This window comes from Bacillus sp. BC08 (genome assembly GCF_054326875.1).
This window is the reverse complement of sequence record NZ_JBTGPA010000037.1, coordinates 373,315-389,318: the sequence shown is the minus strand read 5'-3', so window position 1 is coordinate 389,318 and position 16,004 is coordinate 373,315. Positions and strand designations below refer to the sequence as shown.

At 31.9% G+C, this 16,004-nt stretch carries 11 protein-coding genes and 1 pseudogene; 2 read left to right on the top strand and 10 right to left on the bottom strand.

Going from position 1 to position 16,004, the window contains the following annotated elements; translation table 11 throughout:
* Positions 1–553: 553 nt before the first annotated feature.
* From ACXVYO_RS25595 to ACXVYO_RS25565, 7 genes and pseudogenes are all read right to left on the bottom strand, one after another.
* Complete coding sequence (locus ACXVYO_RS25595; RefSeq protein ID WP_458468960.1) at positions 554–2,041, bottom strand: sodium:solute symporter family protein; 1,488 nt, start codon at positions 2,039–2,041, stop codon at positions 554–556.
* Positions 2,038–2,238: a DUF3311 domain-containing protein gene (locus tag ACXVYO_RS25590; RefSeq protein WP_458468959.1), complete on the bottom strand. Its 201-nt coding sequence runs from the start codon at positions 2,236–2,238 to the stop codon at positions 2,038–2,040. The genes ACXVYO_RS25595 and ACXVYO_RS25590 overlap by 4 nt, the downstream gene beginning before the upstream one ends.
* 12 nt (positions 2,239–2,250) lie before the next feature.
* Complete coding sequence (locus tag ACXVYO_RS25585; protein WP_458468957.1) at positions 2,251–3,438, bottom strand: M20 family metallopeptidase; 1,188 nt, start codon at positions 3,436–3,438, stop codon at positions 2,251–2,253.
* A 170-nt stretch (positions 3,439–3,608) separates the two neighbouring features.
* Positions 3,609–4,907 carry a hypothetical protein gene (locus tag ACXVYO_RS25580; RefSeq protein WP_458468956.1) on the bottom strand — a complete coding sequence of 433 codons (1,299 nt, stop codon included), beginning with the start codon at positions 4,905–4,907 and terminating at the stop codon, positions 3,609–3,611.
* Between the two features lie 790 nt (positions 4,908–5,697).
* Positions 5,698–6,150: a hypothetical protein gene (locus tag ACXVYO_RS25575; protein ID WP_458468955.1), complete on the bottom strand. Its 453-nt coding sequence runs from the start codon at positions 6,148–6,150 to the stop codon at positions 5,698–5,700.
* A 763-nt stretch (positions 6,151–6,913) separates the two neighbouring features.
* On the bottom strand, positions 6,914–7,786 hold the full coding sequence (locus tag ACXVYO_RS25570; RefSeq protein WP_458468954.1) for a YitT family protein: 873 nt from the start codon (positions 7,784–7,786) through the stop codon (positions 6,914–6,916).
* A gap of 511 nt (positions 7,787–8,297) precedes the next feature.
* Positions 8,298–8,584 (bottom strand): annotated as a pseudogene (locus ACXVYO_RS25565) (Holliday junction resolvase RecU); the annotation flags it as partial.
* 123 nt (positions 8,585–8,707) lie between these two features.
* Between ACXVYO_RS25565 and ACXVYO_RS25560 the strand changes: the two are divergent.
* Entirely contained in the window at positions 8,708–8,884 is a 177-nt protein-coding gene (locus tag ACXVYO_RS25560) for a hypothetical protein (RefSeq protein WP_458468952.1), read from the top strand.
* 340 nt (positions 8,885–9,224) lie between these two features.
* Here the strand turns inward: ACXVYO_RS25560 and ACXVYO_RS25555 are convergent, their stop codons facing one another.
* Positions 9,225–10,232 (bottom strand): MBL fold metallo-hydrolase, encoded by a 1,008-nt coding sequence (locus ACXVYO_RS25555; RefSeq protein ID WP_458468950.1) that lies wholly within the window; start codon positions 10,230–10,232, stop codon positions 9,225–9,227.
* 620 nt (positions 10,233–10,852) lie between these two features.
* On the opposite strand from ACXVYO_RS25555, the gene ACXVYO_RS25550 reads away from it, so the two are divergent.
* The gene (locus tag ACXVYO_RS25550) at positions 10,853–12,274 is read left to right on the top strand and encodes a helix-turn-helix domain-containing protein (RefSeq protein ID WP_458468948.1); all 1,422 of its coding nucleotides are present in this window, start codon (positions 10,853–10,855) and stop codon (positions 12,272–12,274) included.
* Between the two features lie 175 nt (positions 12,275–12,449).
* Here the strand turns inward: ACXVYO_RS25550 and ACXVYO_RS25545 are convergent, their stop codons facing one another.
* Together ACXVYO_RS25545 and ACXVYO_RS25540 are read right to left on the bottom strand one after the other, a co-directional pair.
* The gene (locus tag ACXVYO_RS25545) at positions 12,450–13,247 is read right to left on the bottom strand and encodes a cell wall hydrolase (protein ID WP_458468946.1); all 798 of its coding nucleotides are present in this window, start codon (positions 13,245–13,247) and stop codon (positions 12,450–12,452) included.
* 1,052 nt (positions 13,248–14,299) lie between these two features.
* Positions 14,300–14,965, bottom strand: coding sequence for an aquaporin (locus ACXVYO_RS25540; protein ID WP_458468944.1), 666 nt, complete (start codon positions 14,963–14,965; stop codon positions 14,300–14,302).
* Positions 14,966–16,004 lie beyond the last annotated feature (1,039 nt).

The window sequence follows — 16,004 nt, the reverse complement described above, 5'->3', positions numbered from 1 at the left end:
TCTTCACTTTTGGCAATAGCCTTTAAATCTTCTCGAGGAGCGCTCCATACTACAAAGGAAATATCTTGTTCTTTATTATTTAATGTTGTAATCTCCTCTTTATCGTTTCATTAATCTTACACTATATATAATATAATTAGAGGTTGCTTTTATGGCAAAAAAGAGCAACCCATTAGTTACTCTTAAATTACAAAAACTGGAATCCTAAGATATAGGAATATACAGGATTTTAAAAAATAGGAATTATAAAAGTCATAAATAATCTTTATTCTGGTGTTTCCGCACCTTTCAACGTACAGCAGAAGAATATAATATTACCCGACTGCCTTTCATTTGCTCTACGCTCAAAGGAAAGGAAAACCCTTCCCCGTATATGAAGTTACTATTAAAAAGTGGAATGAGCCCACCTTTTTATTTTCACATAAGTTCACCACTTAAATATTTATATTTTTTCCTTTTAAGCAGAAAATAAATATTACAAAAGAGTAACCATGCATCAGTTATCCTTTCGTCAACCCCTTATCTTTTTACAGTAATCCCCTTTAAAATCAAATTAGGTCTTACTCTCAATTACAATTGTCTTGTCCCGATGAACATTTGAAATATTTTTGGTCATCAAACTGACTATTACTAAAACTACAATATTCACAAATAAAGCGATAATCCCTTCATTCAAATCTTTAATAACCTGAGGAAAACCAGGGAATAGTTTATCAATACTAATATTTCCTAAGTCCATAATTGAGACTAACAACCCTCCTGTAATAATCCCAGCAAACGCCCCTTGTTTAGTCACAAAGTTCTTTCTCATCAAACTCGCAAAAAATGCAGGAGCGAGTTGTGTAATGAAATTATAAGCAATTAGAGCTAGACTAAACAGGGTATTCCCTCCTTTAAAGGTCAAATAAATTCCTACAAGAGAAATAAATGGGACTAAGTATTTTACCAATTTACCAAGCTGCATTTCCGTTACAGATGGATTAAATACTTGATATATATTTTTGGCAAGCAATGTTGATATTGCCATTAATAATAATGAACTTGGTACTAGTGCCGCTAACACTCCCGCTCCGCCAATTACACCAACAAACCATGGGTCAAAAGCTTGTTTAGACAGTTGCAGCAAGATAGTATCAATATCACTACCATTTAATCCTGGCATCCGCAAGATTGCAGCAAATCCAACGAAAAAGGCAAATAGTAAAATTAATTGATACATTGGCATTAAAATTGCATTTTTTCGTAATGCTCTTTCACTTGATGCAGCAAAAATGGGGGGAAAACCATGTGGCCACATATAAAATCCAATAGAGCTTAATATTACTGTTGATATATACCATGATATACTCATCCCCTGTTCAGGAAGTATGGTAAAGTTCGGTTTTACTTTTTCAATTGCCTCATACATAGGTTGAATCCCACCATAATAATGAATAGGAAAATAAAGTCCTAAAAATACGACAATCCCAAGAATTAAAATATCCTTTAAAATCGATGTTTGCGCAGAGCCATGAATACCAGAAACCATCACAAAAACAGTTACCCCTATCGCTCCAAACCAAATAGCTGTTGTAGAAGATATAGCACCGTAAGATGTTGCAGAAACGATATATCCTAGTCCCTTCAATTGCAGTACTAAATAGCATGTACAGGCTATTACACCAATAACTGCAACAAGTACCCCAAGATAAGGACTTTGATATTTTTTCACAAAAAAGTCCGACTGTGAAACTAACTTATGTTTCTTTGCATACCTCCAAATAACAGGAAAGGTCCAGTAGGAGATTACCGTTGCTAAACAACCATATGTTATGATACTAAAAATAGATCCCCCCTCTCCATAAGCTGAACCACTTGCCCCTAAAAAGGTAAAGGTCGTATACATTTCGCCTGCAGACAGAAGGAAAATCAACAGGGCTCCCATTCCACGACCTCCAACCGACCATTGCTCTAAATCCATTTCTTGCCCCTTTGTAGCACGAATACTAATCAAAATAGGGATGACGAAAAAACATAAAATGAATAACACTGAAATATTCATCTTGAATCCCCTTTCCGGTTAATGGGATCTATTTTATAAATAATCGCTAAGATAACTGTAGTTATAAGTGACCAAAGTACAATCCAAAAGTGGAAGAATGGCATTCCAAAAACATAAGGATTTACCTTATTTGTAAATAAAGCCCCTACAACAAACCCTAAGAATGGAATAAAGCTAAGCCAATGTATGATTTTCATACTTTTATCCCCCTAATACGCTAGGTTTAACATCTTATAAGTACCGTGAACTAATAACTGTACTCCATATCGTAAAGCTTGTTCATCAATGGTAAATCTGGGATGATGATGAGGATAGACAATTCCTTTTTCTTCATTACGAGCCCCTATGAAAATATAAGATGATGGAGTCATATATTGGTAGGCAGAGAAATCTTCACTCCCCATAATTGGTTTTAAAATCTCTCGATTGTCTTCACTAAATACTTCACATACTGTCTCATCCATCAATCTTGTTACTTCTTCATCATTTATAGTCGGAGCATAGCCAAACTGATAATTGAATTCATATGTAGCTCCATGTGCTTCTGTAATTCCCTTTACTATTCGTTCGATAAAAGTTGGAACTTTTTCTCTTAATTCTGGATTAAAACTTCTAACAGATCCCCCTATGCTTATCTTATCTGGAATAACATTAATTGCACCTCCTGCATTAAACTGAGTCACTGAAATTACAAGTGTTTCCTGAGCGTCTCGATATCTCGAAACAATGTGTTGGAGATTAGTAACAATTTGAGTTCCAATTACAATGGGGTCAATCGTTAATTCAGGTTGCGATGCGTGTCCTCCTTCACCTAACACCGTAATATTAAAAGTATCTGCTCCAGCCATCATTGGACCGTAACTTAAGCCGATCTTACCCACAGGAAGCGCCGACGACAGATGACTTCCAACAATCATATCTACTCCATTTAGTACACCAGCTTGTACTAACTCTTGAGCACCACCAGGTGGAAGTTCTTCAGCGTGTTGAAATATAAAACGAACCTCCCCTTTAATTTGATTTTTTAATTGTGCAAGAACCCATGCCGTACCCAGTAACATTGCCGTATGTCCATCATGTCCACAAGCATGCATTACGCCTTTCTTCTGTGACACAAAGTCAAAATCATTCTCCTCCACAATTGGAAGCGCATCCATATCTGCCCGTAATGCAATTACCTTTCCTGGCTGCTTACCAATTAAACGAGCCATAACACTTGTGTTTGTCGGACGTGAAATTTCTAGATTACCAAAGCTTTGTAGCTTTTCAAAAACAAATTGTGCAGTATTTTCTTCTTGAAATGATAGTTCCGGATATTTGTGCAAATGCCTCCTCCAACTAACAACTTCACCTTGAATATTTTCAATTAAATTATGAACTCTTTCTATTTGAGACATGTATTTCAACTCCTTTTCAATTTAAACTTCATTAAAAATTCTATTTTAGGTGTATTTAAGGAAAAAATTCCTTAAATGAAGTATATTAGTTATTAAAATAAATTTCAATATTTTCAGATAAATAAAATATTGTATGAATTACAAAACAAATAAGCACCCCTAATGGATGCTTATAACAATCGATAAATTTTACTTGGTCTCCCACGTGTTGCATAGGTCTCTTGCCCGATACATTGTGCCAATTCAACCTCGCACATATCCGTAACAATACGTCTCACATTCCGTTCTGTCATCTCAAGATGTGTCGCTAATTCCTTTGTTGTGAAGCAATTCCATTTCATTTTATCTATAAGAGCCGATATTTTTTTATACGTTTTCACACTTATATTTCCTTTTTTTAATTTCTCTAAAAGGAATTCACTTTGGGTACGAATTGTAAAACTTAATTCTTTTTTATCACCCGGCGATTCAACAATTGTACCATCATCTTGAACAATTACAATCCCATGCTTTTTCATTCCCTTAGAATGCTGAATTGCACGAAAAGCATTAATTTCTGCCGAATATGCAGTCTCACCAAAACCAATTCCAACGGCAACAGTTGTATCTGCTTCAAACGCTAATCTCTGAATAGCATCTTGCAGCATCTGTATTTCTCTTTCAATTGCACCACGAGAGCTAAAAATCATATATCTACCGTTGCCCTTATCTGAAACAGACCCGTTAATTGTTTCACCAAGCTGAATCATTATTTCTTTCAATCTAATCTCCAAGTATTGCAAATGATATGGAGTCTTCATTTCCTCCGCGACTTTATTAAAATACTCAACTTCAATGATTTCGACACCAATTTGTGCATCTTTAAAATAGGCGGCTTTTACTTTCTCAGAAAGTATTCTGAGTGTCTGGCGAATTTCCATCTTACTCATCGACATTCTATAAGATGGAATTCCACGCTCTCTTAGGGAATCACATACTGACGGGAAACAAGTTAAGACTCCTGATATTTTTCCTTTTCCCCATAAATCCATGTGAAAATTTAATAATTCCTCCATATCAATATCCAAATCAAATACTTTCGTATAAATCTGTGGCTTCTTTATATGTAACTGTGATAAAGCTTCTTCACTAATATTATTTAAAGACATTGTATCGATACTTAGTTTCTCAATAATTCTCCCCTGTTCATAAATCATCTCTAAAAGAGATTTATATAAGCCTGATTCTGTAGCAGGAACATAAACCATTATTTTATCGGTGCCTATATATTTTTTTGCAATTTCATAGGGAAGCGGGCCAGAAAAAAGCCACGCATGGACATGAGGAGTATATTCATTTACAATTCTCTCTATTTCCTCTATTTGTTCATAGGAATAAGAGGTAAATTCCAACTCATGTTTGTATTCTTCTACCATGCCTAGAATCTGATCTATAGAAGTTTTTAAACCGATTAATCCAACTTTATACATACTATATTCACCGCCTTTACCATATATATGTACTCATATTATATAGGATACATACAGTATACTATAAAACTTAGACTTAGGACTTACGATTATAAGGCAGTTATCCCTTACCTACAGTTCTAATTTTATACCTTCTCATTTTCCGACAGAAGATCTCTCTCTTGAAAATGCGGAGGTATAAAATAGTTACTCTAAAACATCCTTACTCACTCTTAACTCGATAGCAACATAATACTTCTGAAATATGCACATTAGTAAGAAGGCATTCGTCTAAATACCGTTTTTAATCAAAACGTATATATAAATCATCCTCCCTCTCGCTTCATGTCACCATATGTTAGAGATACATAGAAAAAAAAGAGCAATGTATAGCTATCGCTCTTTTTAACTCTCATATCAAAATGTTACTAGACTTTTTAATTTTCACATATCCATCTAAGTACTGACCATCAATTACAGCTGCATAAGCAACCAGTTCATGTGTCTCTTCATTTTTATATAAATTTAAAATTATATATCCCCAGACTGAAACTTTGCAATACCGTCTGCACTATTCCCGTGAGCAATCACAAATCCATTACCTGCCGTTACCCTAGATGCTATTCTATTTATTTAATATACCGATTTCATAGCGAGTATAAACATGAAATAAACTTTATCTATTCACCAAACTCATGGCCATTCAAAGTGATTCATCCTAATAGAGGTATCTACTTTTGGATACCAAAAAGAACCCTTCCGTTTCGGTTAGGTTCTCTTTGGTATACTGCTTATAATGAAATTATCCTCATTATTTTCGGTCCTTATTTCTTCTTCTTTTAACTCCTAAATAAAGTACCCAAATAATTACAGCGAAGATCAAAATACCTACCACAATTCCCAATAAGTTAGAAAAAACATAGGTAATGAACATAAGTGAAAATATAACATGAATCATCGCTACAATTATTGATACAACTCTTACAGTTGTAGGATCCATATCCTCATAGTTATCTTTCAATATATCTTTTAACCATAGCCATATCATTACAATATTAAAAACTAAACTTAAAAGATTTATCGCCAATGTCCACATCATGTCTAAACTTTCCCGGCCATTAAATATACTGCTATAAAAGCCTTTTACTGTTTCTATTCTTATTTCTTGAAATCCAAAAATCGCCACAATACCTATAATGATTACAATTAATGAACCTACTGATTTTCCTAAACGATTTTTAAAGGTATCTAACACTTTCTCCATAATATCTCTCCTCGTACTTTTTATGATAAATACGTTAATAGGTGAATCACACCGTAAAATTCCTCTATCCTTTCATCTAGGATAATCTTTATAGTAGTTTGGTGTTATTCTAACTTCCCTACAACAATTGAGTGCATATAAACCTCATCATTGACAAATCCAATTCTACTTCATATTTTTTCATTAGTTTCTAAAATTCATTTCCCCTTGCCCCTCACATTAGACTATCATAAAAGCTATTATTTCTTACATGTTTAATGAGTTTCTTCTGTTGCTTACTTTTTTTACACTTTCATTCCAACAAAATAACCATCATAAGGATCCATTGCAAATTTTATAAAGAGTATAAATAGAACGAAAGCACTCAGTTAGTCGACTTAAATGATAAATAGCCCTGCTTTGGATAAACAGAGCTTTTCATCAAAAGTAGTGCTATGTATAATAAATGCACTAGGGTAGGGTATTTAAACACCTTTCAACATACAGCGTATATAGAATATTGATTTTGAATTAGCGTATTCGTTATCAACGTACTGTACGCTCAAAGGAAGAGAAACCTTTTCCACCAGCATAAAATATTTAATTTTCAAGTGCGAATATATTATTCGCTTCTTAATAATTACACGTATTTAACAATTAATAAGAAACTTAATTATATTATAACAATCCTATCAAAAAAATCCCCACTATTTTTTCTTGATAACATGCAGTTTTACAATTATAATGCAAGGCTTTTATATTTCATATAATATTATAGTTCTGTTTAATGAATATTATGTTTATTGAAATTCCCCCCCTTTACTTCTGCTACATCATATATCGTAACAAAGGCTTTTTGATCAATCTCATGAATAATTTCTTTCATTTTACTTTCTTCTAAACGGTTAATGACACAACTGATTTCTTTAAATTGTTCATTCGAATAACCGCCGTAAACTTCATTATAAGTCGCACTTCGACCTAAGCGATCTCGAATTGTCTCTACCATTAGTTCAGGATTTTTTGTTATTATATGGAAAGTTTTAGAGCCACTTAGCCCTTCTTCAACAATATGAATTACTTTCGAAGCAATAAAATATGCAATTGCCGAAAGAAAAGCCCCTTGCAAGCCAAATACTGTTGAAACAACAATAAAAACGAACAAGTTTAAAAATAAGATGAGGTCACTTGTCCCAAAAGGTAATTTTCGAGAAAGTAATACAGCCAACATATCGATTCCATCTAATGCACCACCATTACGTAAGGCCAATCCCATACCAAAACCGATAATAATTCCCCCAACAACGGTAACTAACAACGTGTCGCCATGAATAATAGTTGGTATGCCGTGCATAAGAACAGTACCCACTGCTAGTGAAGCAATACCGATAATCGAATTAATGGCAAAACTTTTACCAATCTGCTTATACCCTAACCATACAAAAGGGATGTTAATGACTGCGATTAGAATTCCTAATGGCAATCCAAATAATTTCGAACTAACGATACTTAATCCTGTCACACCACCATCTGATACATTGTTAGGGATTAATACTGACTCTAGTCCATAAGCGGTTATAAGTGCTCCTATAATAATCATGACTTCTTGTGACACGATTTTAAATTTATTGCGCCTGTTCTTTTTGTATGTACGCATTTAATATCCCCGTTTCACACTATTTTTACGATTCATTACTACACACTTTTATCTAACAACTTTTCTCATTATTTTATAAACATATATATTTTAATGTGAATCCAGGGGAAAATTCTTGATTTGTATTAGACAATTCTATATGTAAAGTTTTATACAATCTGCATCTATTTCACACAAAACAAAACCACTATGCACATAGGATAGTGGTTTTATTCCCTACATAAAGAAATAAGTAACATATCGCAAATTACCCATCATTGAGAAGCAATTCTATTTTAACAAACTTTAAAGGTAAATTTAAAAACATTTTTTCTTTACAAGGAGAAATTTTACACTTCTGATCCAAACAACTATAGTTTTATATAAAATTCTATTATCATTACGGTACATGAAATTTCACTATCTCTTTGATAAATAAGGAAAACATGCTTAGTAAAGTATCCCCCCACCAATCCACTCTACATGATTCCGTTATCCATTAAGCCTTTAATAATTTTCGTTTCTTGTTTGCCATCTTCTCTGCTTTCTCCAGGTAATCCAATTGGTGCTGCGCAATATTCTTTAATTCAAATCGTGTAGGATTCTTCGCTTCAAATGCTATAGCTCGTCCCTTATACACACCGTTATAATCTACTGTACTCTTAGCTTCATAGTAACCACTTAATACACGGCCACCTTTGCTTTTTAATACCTTCACAGGAGTCGGACGCTTGTTTATAAGCGCCCCCCTCTTTGATACATTTCATTCGATAGATTAATAAGCTTTTCAAACGCCATTCCACGGTTACCTCGTCCCATTGTTATTCCTCACTTTCCATTTAAAGGATCACTTTGTTTGAATTCTCATAAAACATTTTTTAAATTCCTCAACATTGGAAATAACTATATAATAAAAAAGATTAAATATTAGGAGTGCTATAAATGTCTGATAAAATTAAACTTTTTATTGTAATAGCCGTTGCTTTATTTTTAATGTTTTCCATAATATCAGAGTTTAAAAAACCTCAAAAAGATATGTTTTGGTTCTCGATTGACGTAATGTTTCTCCTTGCAGCTTTTTTACTAATAAAAGACTATATCGTCAAACATGTAACATAATCGCTTGAATAAAAACCCAATATTCCGTCAATAATATAGCTAGGCGGTAGCCATAACTTATTTAATGAAGTCCCTAACCTTTCTCCTCTCCCCCTTTTGGAGAACCAGCCGAGCAGTTAGCTTTTGCTAGCTGCTCTTTTATTCGTAACCATTTCAAACAATTTTTCGTACAATAAACCAGTCCTTTCTTATAATTTGAGTTCGTCGCCTTTAATATAAAAATAGGCTTAAATCCTATAGCTTTTTCCAGTACCACTCATATTATTAAAATTAATGTGGTTATCAAGTCGGAGAAAGGCACCTTAGGGTGCCTTTTCTTTATTAATGGACGCTCCTCCTTTTAGAAATATATACTTTGAAAACCTTGAAGTATTTGAAAATCAATTTTATCTGCTTTTGTCCTTTGAATTATAAAATCCAATCCATTATTAACATTATCTGCATATTTAGGCATTACTTCCAGAGTATCTGCCAATGGTTTGGTGAAATCATCCCAATGTATTGGAATAACAAGTTTCGGTTGCACCTTTCCTACCGTTTGTTCGTAATACATATTTAGAAACGTACTTTCCTGCTTGCCTAATCCCCCTACTCCTAAAAATAAAACATCAGCTTGAATATTATCTAATCCCCCTTCTATATAGTTAGCACTTGGCTTAACAAGGAAAGCTTTATTATTATGTGTAATTAAGAAATCATATGAAGAGTCCTCATGATAATCTAAAGCTTTAGCTGGTTGTTTTAATGGCTTCGTTATTTTTTCTCCTTCGTCAAAGGTTGGTGAATGTTTTGACGGAAGGACAGTGATAGTAAAGTCACCAAACTCTATAGCCTTATTTATCTCGTATACAGACATCTGTTTCTTATTTATACCACCACCAAGACCTACATTGATTGTTGATTCTGAACCATATACATATGTTCTAGTTCGTTTAGCAATATAAGCTAAATCAAATGCATGATCATAATGTGTATGTGCGATAAACAATCCCTTAAGTTTATTATTATCAACCCCTATTCTATTAAAAACTCTATCTACAGTATCTTCATCTGTTTTTAAACTGCTAAACACTATCCTTGGTAAAGATGGCCTAGAAATAAAACCATCAATCATTAATTGTGTATTACCATCATCAAATAATAATGATGATGTTCCTAAAAATGTGACCTTTACCTCTCCTTGATTCAATACTTTTTGTATTGTCTTTGGAGCATAATATTCCTTGTATTGCTGAATATCTGCTGAAGGCGTTAAAAATTTATAATAAACAAAAATGGAAGCAATTATCACCAATACGAATAACCCTATAAAAATACCCTTAACTTTTTTTCTTAATATATATTTCAAAAAACAATCTCCTTTTCTAGACATAATATATTATTAACACATATTTTACAGCGATATTACCGGATAACCAAACATATTCATTCCATAAATGGGGTACCACCACATCTCCATCAAAATAAAAAATTGTATCCATAAAACACAAAAACGCGATTCTTTTTGTAGAAATATACAGAAAGAGTCGCGTTTTCGTATGAGTTTATCGATTTCTGATGAATTACAATTGTTTTCTAAAGCATTACAGCAACTTAATATTACCTTTCTCTTCTAAATCTTTCTTTTTCACGTATCCCCTGATCAGGTATTTCAAACAGTTTAATGATAGGACAATACACAACGCAAAAGATAAACAGTTCTGAATCACAATCCGGCGACTCTTTCTATAAAGTCACATCACTTCCCCATAAAAGAAAGTAATTACAGTTTTGTAGATTTCAAAAGTATAATTAACTGTAAATTTCTACTATAAAAAATATGACAATTTATAAAAAAAACGAAAATTACAACATAAATAAATTGAAGATTTTTTACTAGCCATTACAATCTTATGTTTGTAAAATAAATTCAGGGTATTTTGTAAAGCTATGTAAATTTTTTAGGAATAGCTTTAGGAGAGACAATCTATGAATATACTTGTATCAAACTTAATTTATAACAAATCTGCAAAAAGAAAAATTCAAATCCTTGAAATACTAAGTGGAGAACAAAAATCCATATCCTCCATTGAATTGGCAAAACAAATTAACTGTTCAAATCGGACTATTACAAGTGAAATTAGTGAACTTAATATTTCGCTTCCTGAAACGTGGGATATAATCGGAGAAAAATCTAGGGGCTACATGTTACAAAAACCAACAACTGATAGTCTTTCTCCAATTATTATGTCATCCATAAAAGACAGTATGGTTTTCAAAATCCTTACAGAAATATTCATAAATAAGTATTATTCTTTAGAAAAGTGGTCACAAATTTTATATATAAATAAATCCACATTACGGAGTAATTTAAAGGATTTTGAAAAAACTATATTAACTCCCAATAATTTAGAATTTAAACTAGGCTTGATTAAAATTAACGGAGAAGAAATCAATATAAGATTTCTTTATAAAGCTTTTTTCTTTAGTATAGAACAGTATACAAACGTAATTTCACTACCAAACGATTTAACGGAAAATATTAACAACACCCTTAATTCGCATAATGTAAAAATAGATTCTAATTTATTAAAAGTAATTATTTATGTCTCTATTCAGAGAATTATTGGCAATCATTTCGCAGATACTAAAATTAAGTTCCCTGTTATTTTTACATTTGAACAATCACTTTGTTTCAATGAAATAATTTCTATCATTGAGGATTACTGTATGGTGAACCTACCTCAGGACGAAATAGACACATTAAATCTTGCTTTCTTTCTTTGTTCAACTAGTATTACGCAACAAAAAGTCAAAACGCTTAAATATCTTGAGAAAAAAAACGAAAACTATTATCAAGATTTTTTAAAGCTTGTGGATATGATTATTTCTAATAATAAAAGACATACTATCAAAAGTGACCATTTAAAATCAGAATTATGTATCTATTTTTATAAACTTTATGTTGCTAAACAGTATAAATTCTCAATGGACTGCTTTTATACACAGCCAAATTACCTAGTTCCCAGCTTAAAAGAAATGTATGATACAAATCATCTTATTATTTCTAAGTGGAATACTACTATCAACGAGAATAAATTTAATGAAAATGACATTAGTCACCTAGCACAACACACAATTCATATTCTTTACTCCACCTATTCCAGAAAGAATGTATTATTTTCTTTTTCAGGAAATCCAGCGTATGCAAAACTTGCCAATATGACTTTAAAGGCACACTTTGAAGAGTCTATAAATATTCATTTAAACCTAGACAATTCAACAAAATACGATCTTATAATTACCAATGATAGAACAACTTCTTACCCTAATAATTCACCCATTTATTTCATTCATCAATTTATTACTAAAAGAGATATCCAAGATATGAATGATTTACTATTTGATTAAAAGTTCATGTCATAACAACATGGGGTAGCAAACCCTGATTTTCTTCCAAATAAACCGACTCACGCAAAAAAACAAAGTGAGTCGGTTTATTCTTGACATAATGAAATGAATTTTAACACGCAAACGCATATAAATGAAAGATAGTCACAGTTTAATAAACTTCAATTATTATTTATTATTTAGCAAACAAATGATTTCCAATTTGTGCCACAGTTTGACGTGTTGTAATCCATTTGTCAGTGGATGTTTGAGGATTATAGAAATAGAGCCAATCCGAATTTGTTTCTTTAGAAGTGAGAGCCTCTTCTACTGCCATTCTTGCTTCCTGAGTAGCAGGCTGATTAATCCTACCGTCTGTAACAGGAGTAAATGCATAACCGTTTTTAATGGGTTCATAAATTACGTCTTTAATTGTATTTGGAAAGCCATTAGTGTTAACCCGATTTAACACTACCTTTGCAACCGCAACCTTCCCTGCATAAGGTTCCCCTCCTGCTTCTGCATTTACTAATCGAGCCATTAAGTCCACTTCTTGTAATGAAATACCAGTATTGATCTTTAAGTGCTGACCGACAAAAATATGATTTTCGTCTATTTTATTGTTTTGTTTTATAGCCTCTATTGAAACCTTATATTGTTGTGATATAGAACTTAATGTATCTCCGCTTTTCACTTGGTAAATTGCTTGATATGTATTAGTTGAAGCTGTTGAAGTATTCTTTTGAACATACTCGTTTGCAGTTGACGATCTTGGTACTGTTAAACGTTCTCCAATATTAATTTGATCATTTGCTTTGCTATTAGCTTGTTTAAGTAATTGTACGGATACTCCATATTGTTTACTTATCGCTTCCATAGTATCATTCTTTTGAACCGTATAGACTGTTGAAGCTGCAGCCCCTACTGGATTTGATATTATTGTAATCATTGCTGCAGATAGTGGTAACCAGGTTTTCACCTTACATAACTTCATTCAAAAAAACCTCCTAAAAATATTCAAATAAGCTTAATTATGTTTAAGCTAAAAACAAATTAAGCTAGTTATAGGGTAACAAAACATATAATTTAAGTCATTGCATTTGTATTTCTATATACATAGTTGAATTGCCGATGATATTAAAATGCATGTTTATATTTCAAGCATTACTATTCTCATTAATTGTATTGAAGCTATTTTAAATACCTATTATTAATCTAGTCAAAAATATTTCTTAATTAGCTACAAAAAAAACAAACATACATTGGATATGTTTGTTTTTTTGTATACAAATTTTTTAGACACATGAGACGAATACCAAAGAAAAACTTCTTATATTTATTCTATCAAAGTAATTCTTCAAAAAAATTAATGATTTTTCTCTTGATACGGAAATTTCGCATCAGATTATTCTTATTTTTCAAATCATTTTTTAAGAATACACAAAGGTACATCATTGATTCTAATAATAATCAATTTCGAATATCTTAGTTTTTCATATTAGCAAAAGTAAAGGAGGAAGCAAGATAGATTCTCTATTTATATCGGAAGAAACCTCTTCTGGCTAGGAATGCAGAAGAGGTTTACAATAAGGGATCTTGCTCTTGCAATTTTTAAGGAGACAACATATTTAGTTGTCAGTTATTATTATTACACAGATCCTTTTCAATAAGTTTTCTTAAATTTCCTTATTAGAGGAAAAAATGAAAACGTTTAACAACTCCCATTAAGTTATAATATAATTGCAAAGATGGGAAAGCAATAATAGATATTATGACACGGAAAAATAGCCGATACTCAATTCGAGTACCGGCTATTTTTGTATTTATATAGAAGACTCACTAAATTAGTGAATTTTATTAACCCTACATATTTTCTTATATTAAATGAAAATGCCTCCAATTCCAATTGGAGGCATTTTCAAATCAAGGCAAAGTAGAACGTTTTCTCTTACTACTTGAAGTGGATACTATTAATTATCATATCAAGCTATCTTTATTACATTATGATTATTATAAGACAACGTGTTTATTAAAAAATAGATCATGTTATTTCTCAGTATTCAATAAAGATTTCCCCACCATAGCAGCAGCGATTCCACCTAAGGTTGGAGCAATAATGAATACCCATAATTGAGAAATAGCTTCTCCACCAGCAAATAATGCCGGTGCAAAACTACGTGCAGGATTCACAGAAGTTCCTGTTAATGAGATACCTAATAAGTGCACTAATACTAAAGTAAGACCAATTACAATTCCAGCTAAATTAGTAATCCCCTTGTTACCAGTTACAGCGATAATAACTAAAATAAAGACAAATGTTAACACGAATTCAACTATGAATGAACCCGATGCCCCTAAATTTCCAAAACTATTCTGACCTAAGTTACTTAATGTCATGCCCGATGATTTTAAAATGGTTACTAAGGTTACAGTTCCTAATAAAGCCCCTAAGATTTGTGCTACTATATAATACGCAAGCTCCTTAGCCGTCATTCGTTTATTTATAAACATGGCAATAGATACCGCAGGATTAACATGGCAACCAGAAATTGTTCCAATGCTATATGCCATAGCAACAATTGATAATCCAAAGGCCATCGCAATTCCTAAAATACCGATTCCTTCCACTCCTCCACCTATTACAGCTGTTCCAGTTCCAAATAGTACCAACACAAATGTACCAATACATTCAGAAATTGCTTTGTTTATCATGATTTTCCTCCTTTAAATATGCATGAAACGATTTTATAGGGTTTTAAATCGTTTCATGCTAATTAAGTTCTCTTTAATAGAACTACAAATTAAAAAACATTCACTTTTATTACAAGTGAATGCTTTTTAAAACACAGTGAATAAGATACTGAACTTGAATAAATACAATACAGTTCATAAAAAACTCAATTAAATTATAACAAACACAAAATAGTATTTTCGCTACATTTTTTCCGGTTAAGCGGTAAAATTATAACGAAAATTATTCATTTTGACTTTTTTATCCTATCATTACCAATACCTATTCCACTAATTAATCTACATTACCTATAATAAACTTCTCATATTTAAGAATAGTAAAAAATTCATAAGTAACCTCTGGTTCTACATAGATTACTGTTTTTGTCTGATTTCCTATTTCTATTGTTACTACCGAATTTCAGTATACAACATGAACTTATAGAAACAGTAAAGGTTAATTCAAATGATAAATACAAATTTTAATTCAATTACTGTCACCTTCCGTTAACTTTCCTGAAAAGTATATAATTGGGGTTTTTGTTTTAGTTAGAAAACAAATGATTAATAAATTTTTTAAGAAGATCCTTTTTGACTAAATGTTTTATTACTGGATTCGTTTCTATTTGAATGACTTCCATTCTTGTCATCTGAAGCTTAGACCCTATTTTCTAACAAGATAGTTATAACTGCAAAAGAACGTCCTTAACGTAAGATGCAACTAGACTTTCAAACTAAAAATTATTAACATACGCATCTCACATTACTTTGGATATTGCCTTCTTATAATCCAATCGTTCTATTCATTACTTTTTTACGCTTTACAAAGGAAAAATGTATAACAAAATGGATGACCTTAATTTGTTATACTTACTTTAAATATTTTATTTGAGAGATATAAAGATGAAATAATTCAGGACTTATAACTGGGTTTTAATCGTCGATAATGAACAAATCGCTTTCAAATCTTCAGAAGTGTTGGGCATTAGCAAGAGGATTGTAGAGATATAATACCAGGATA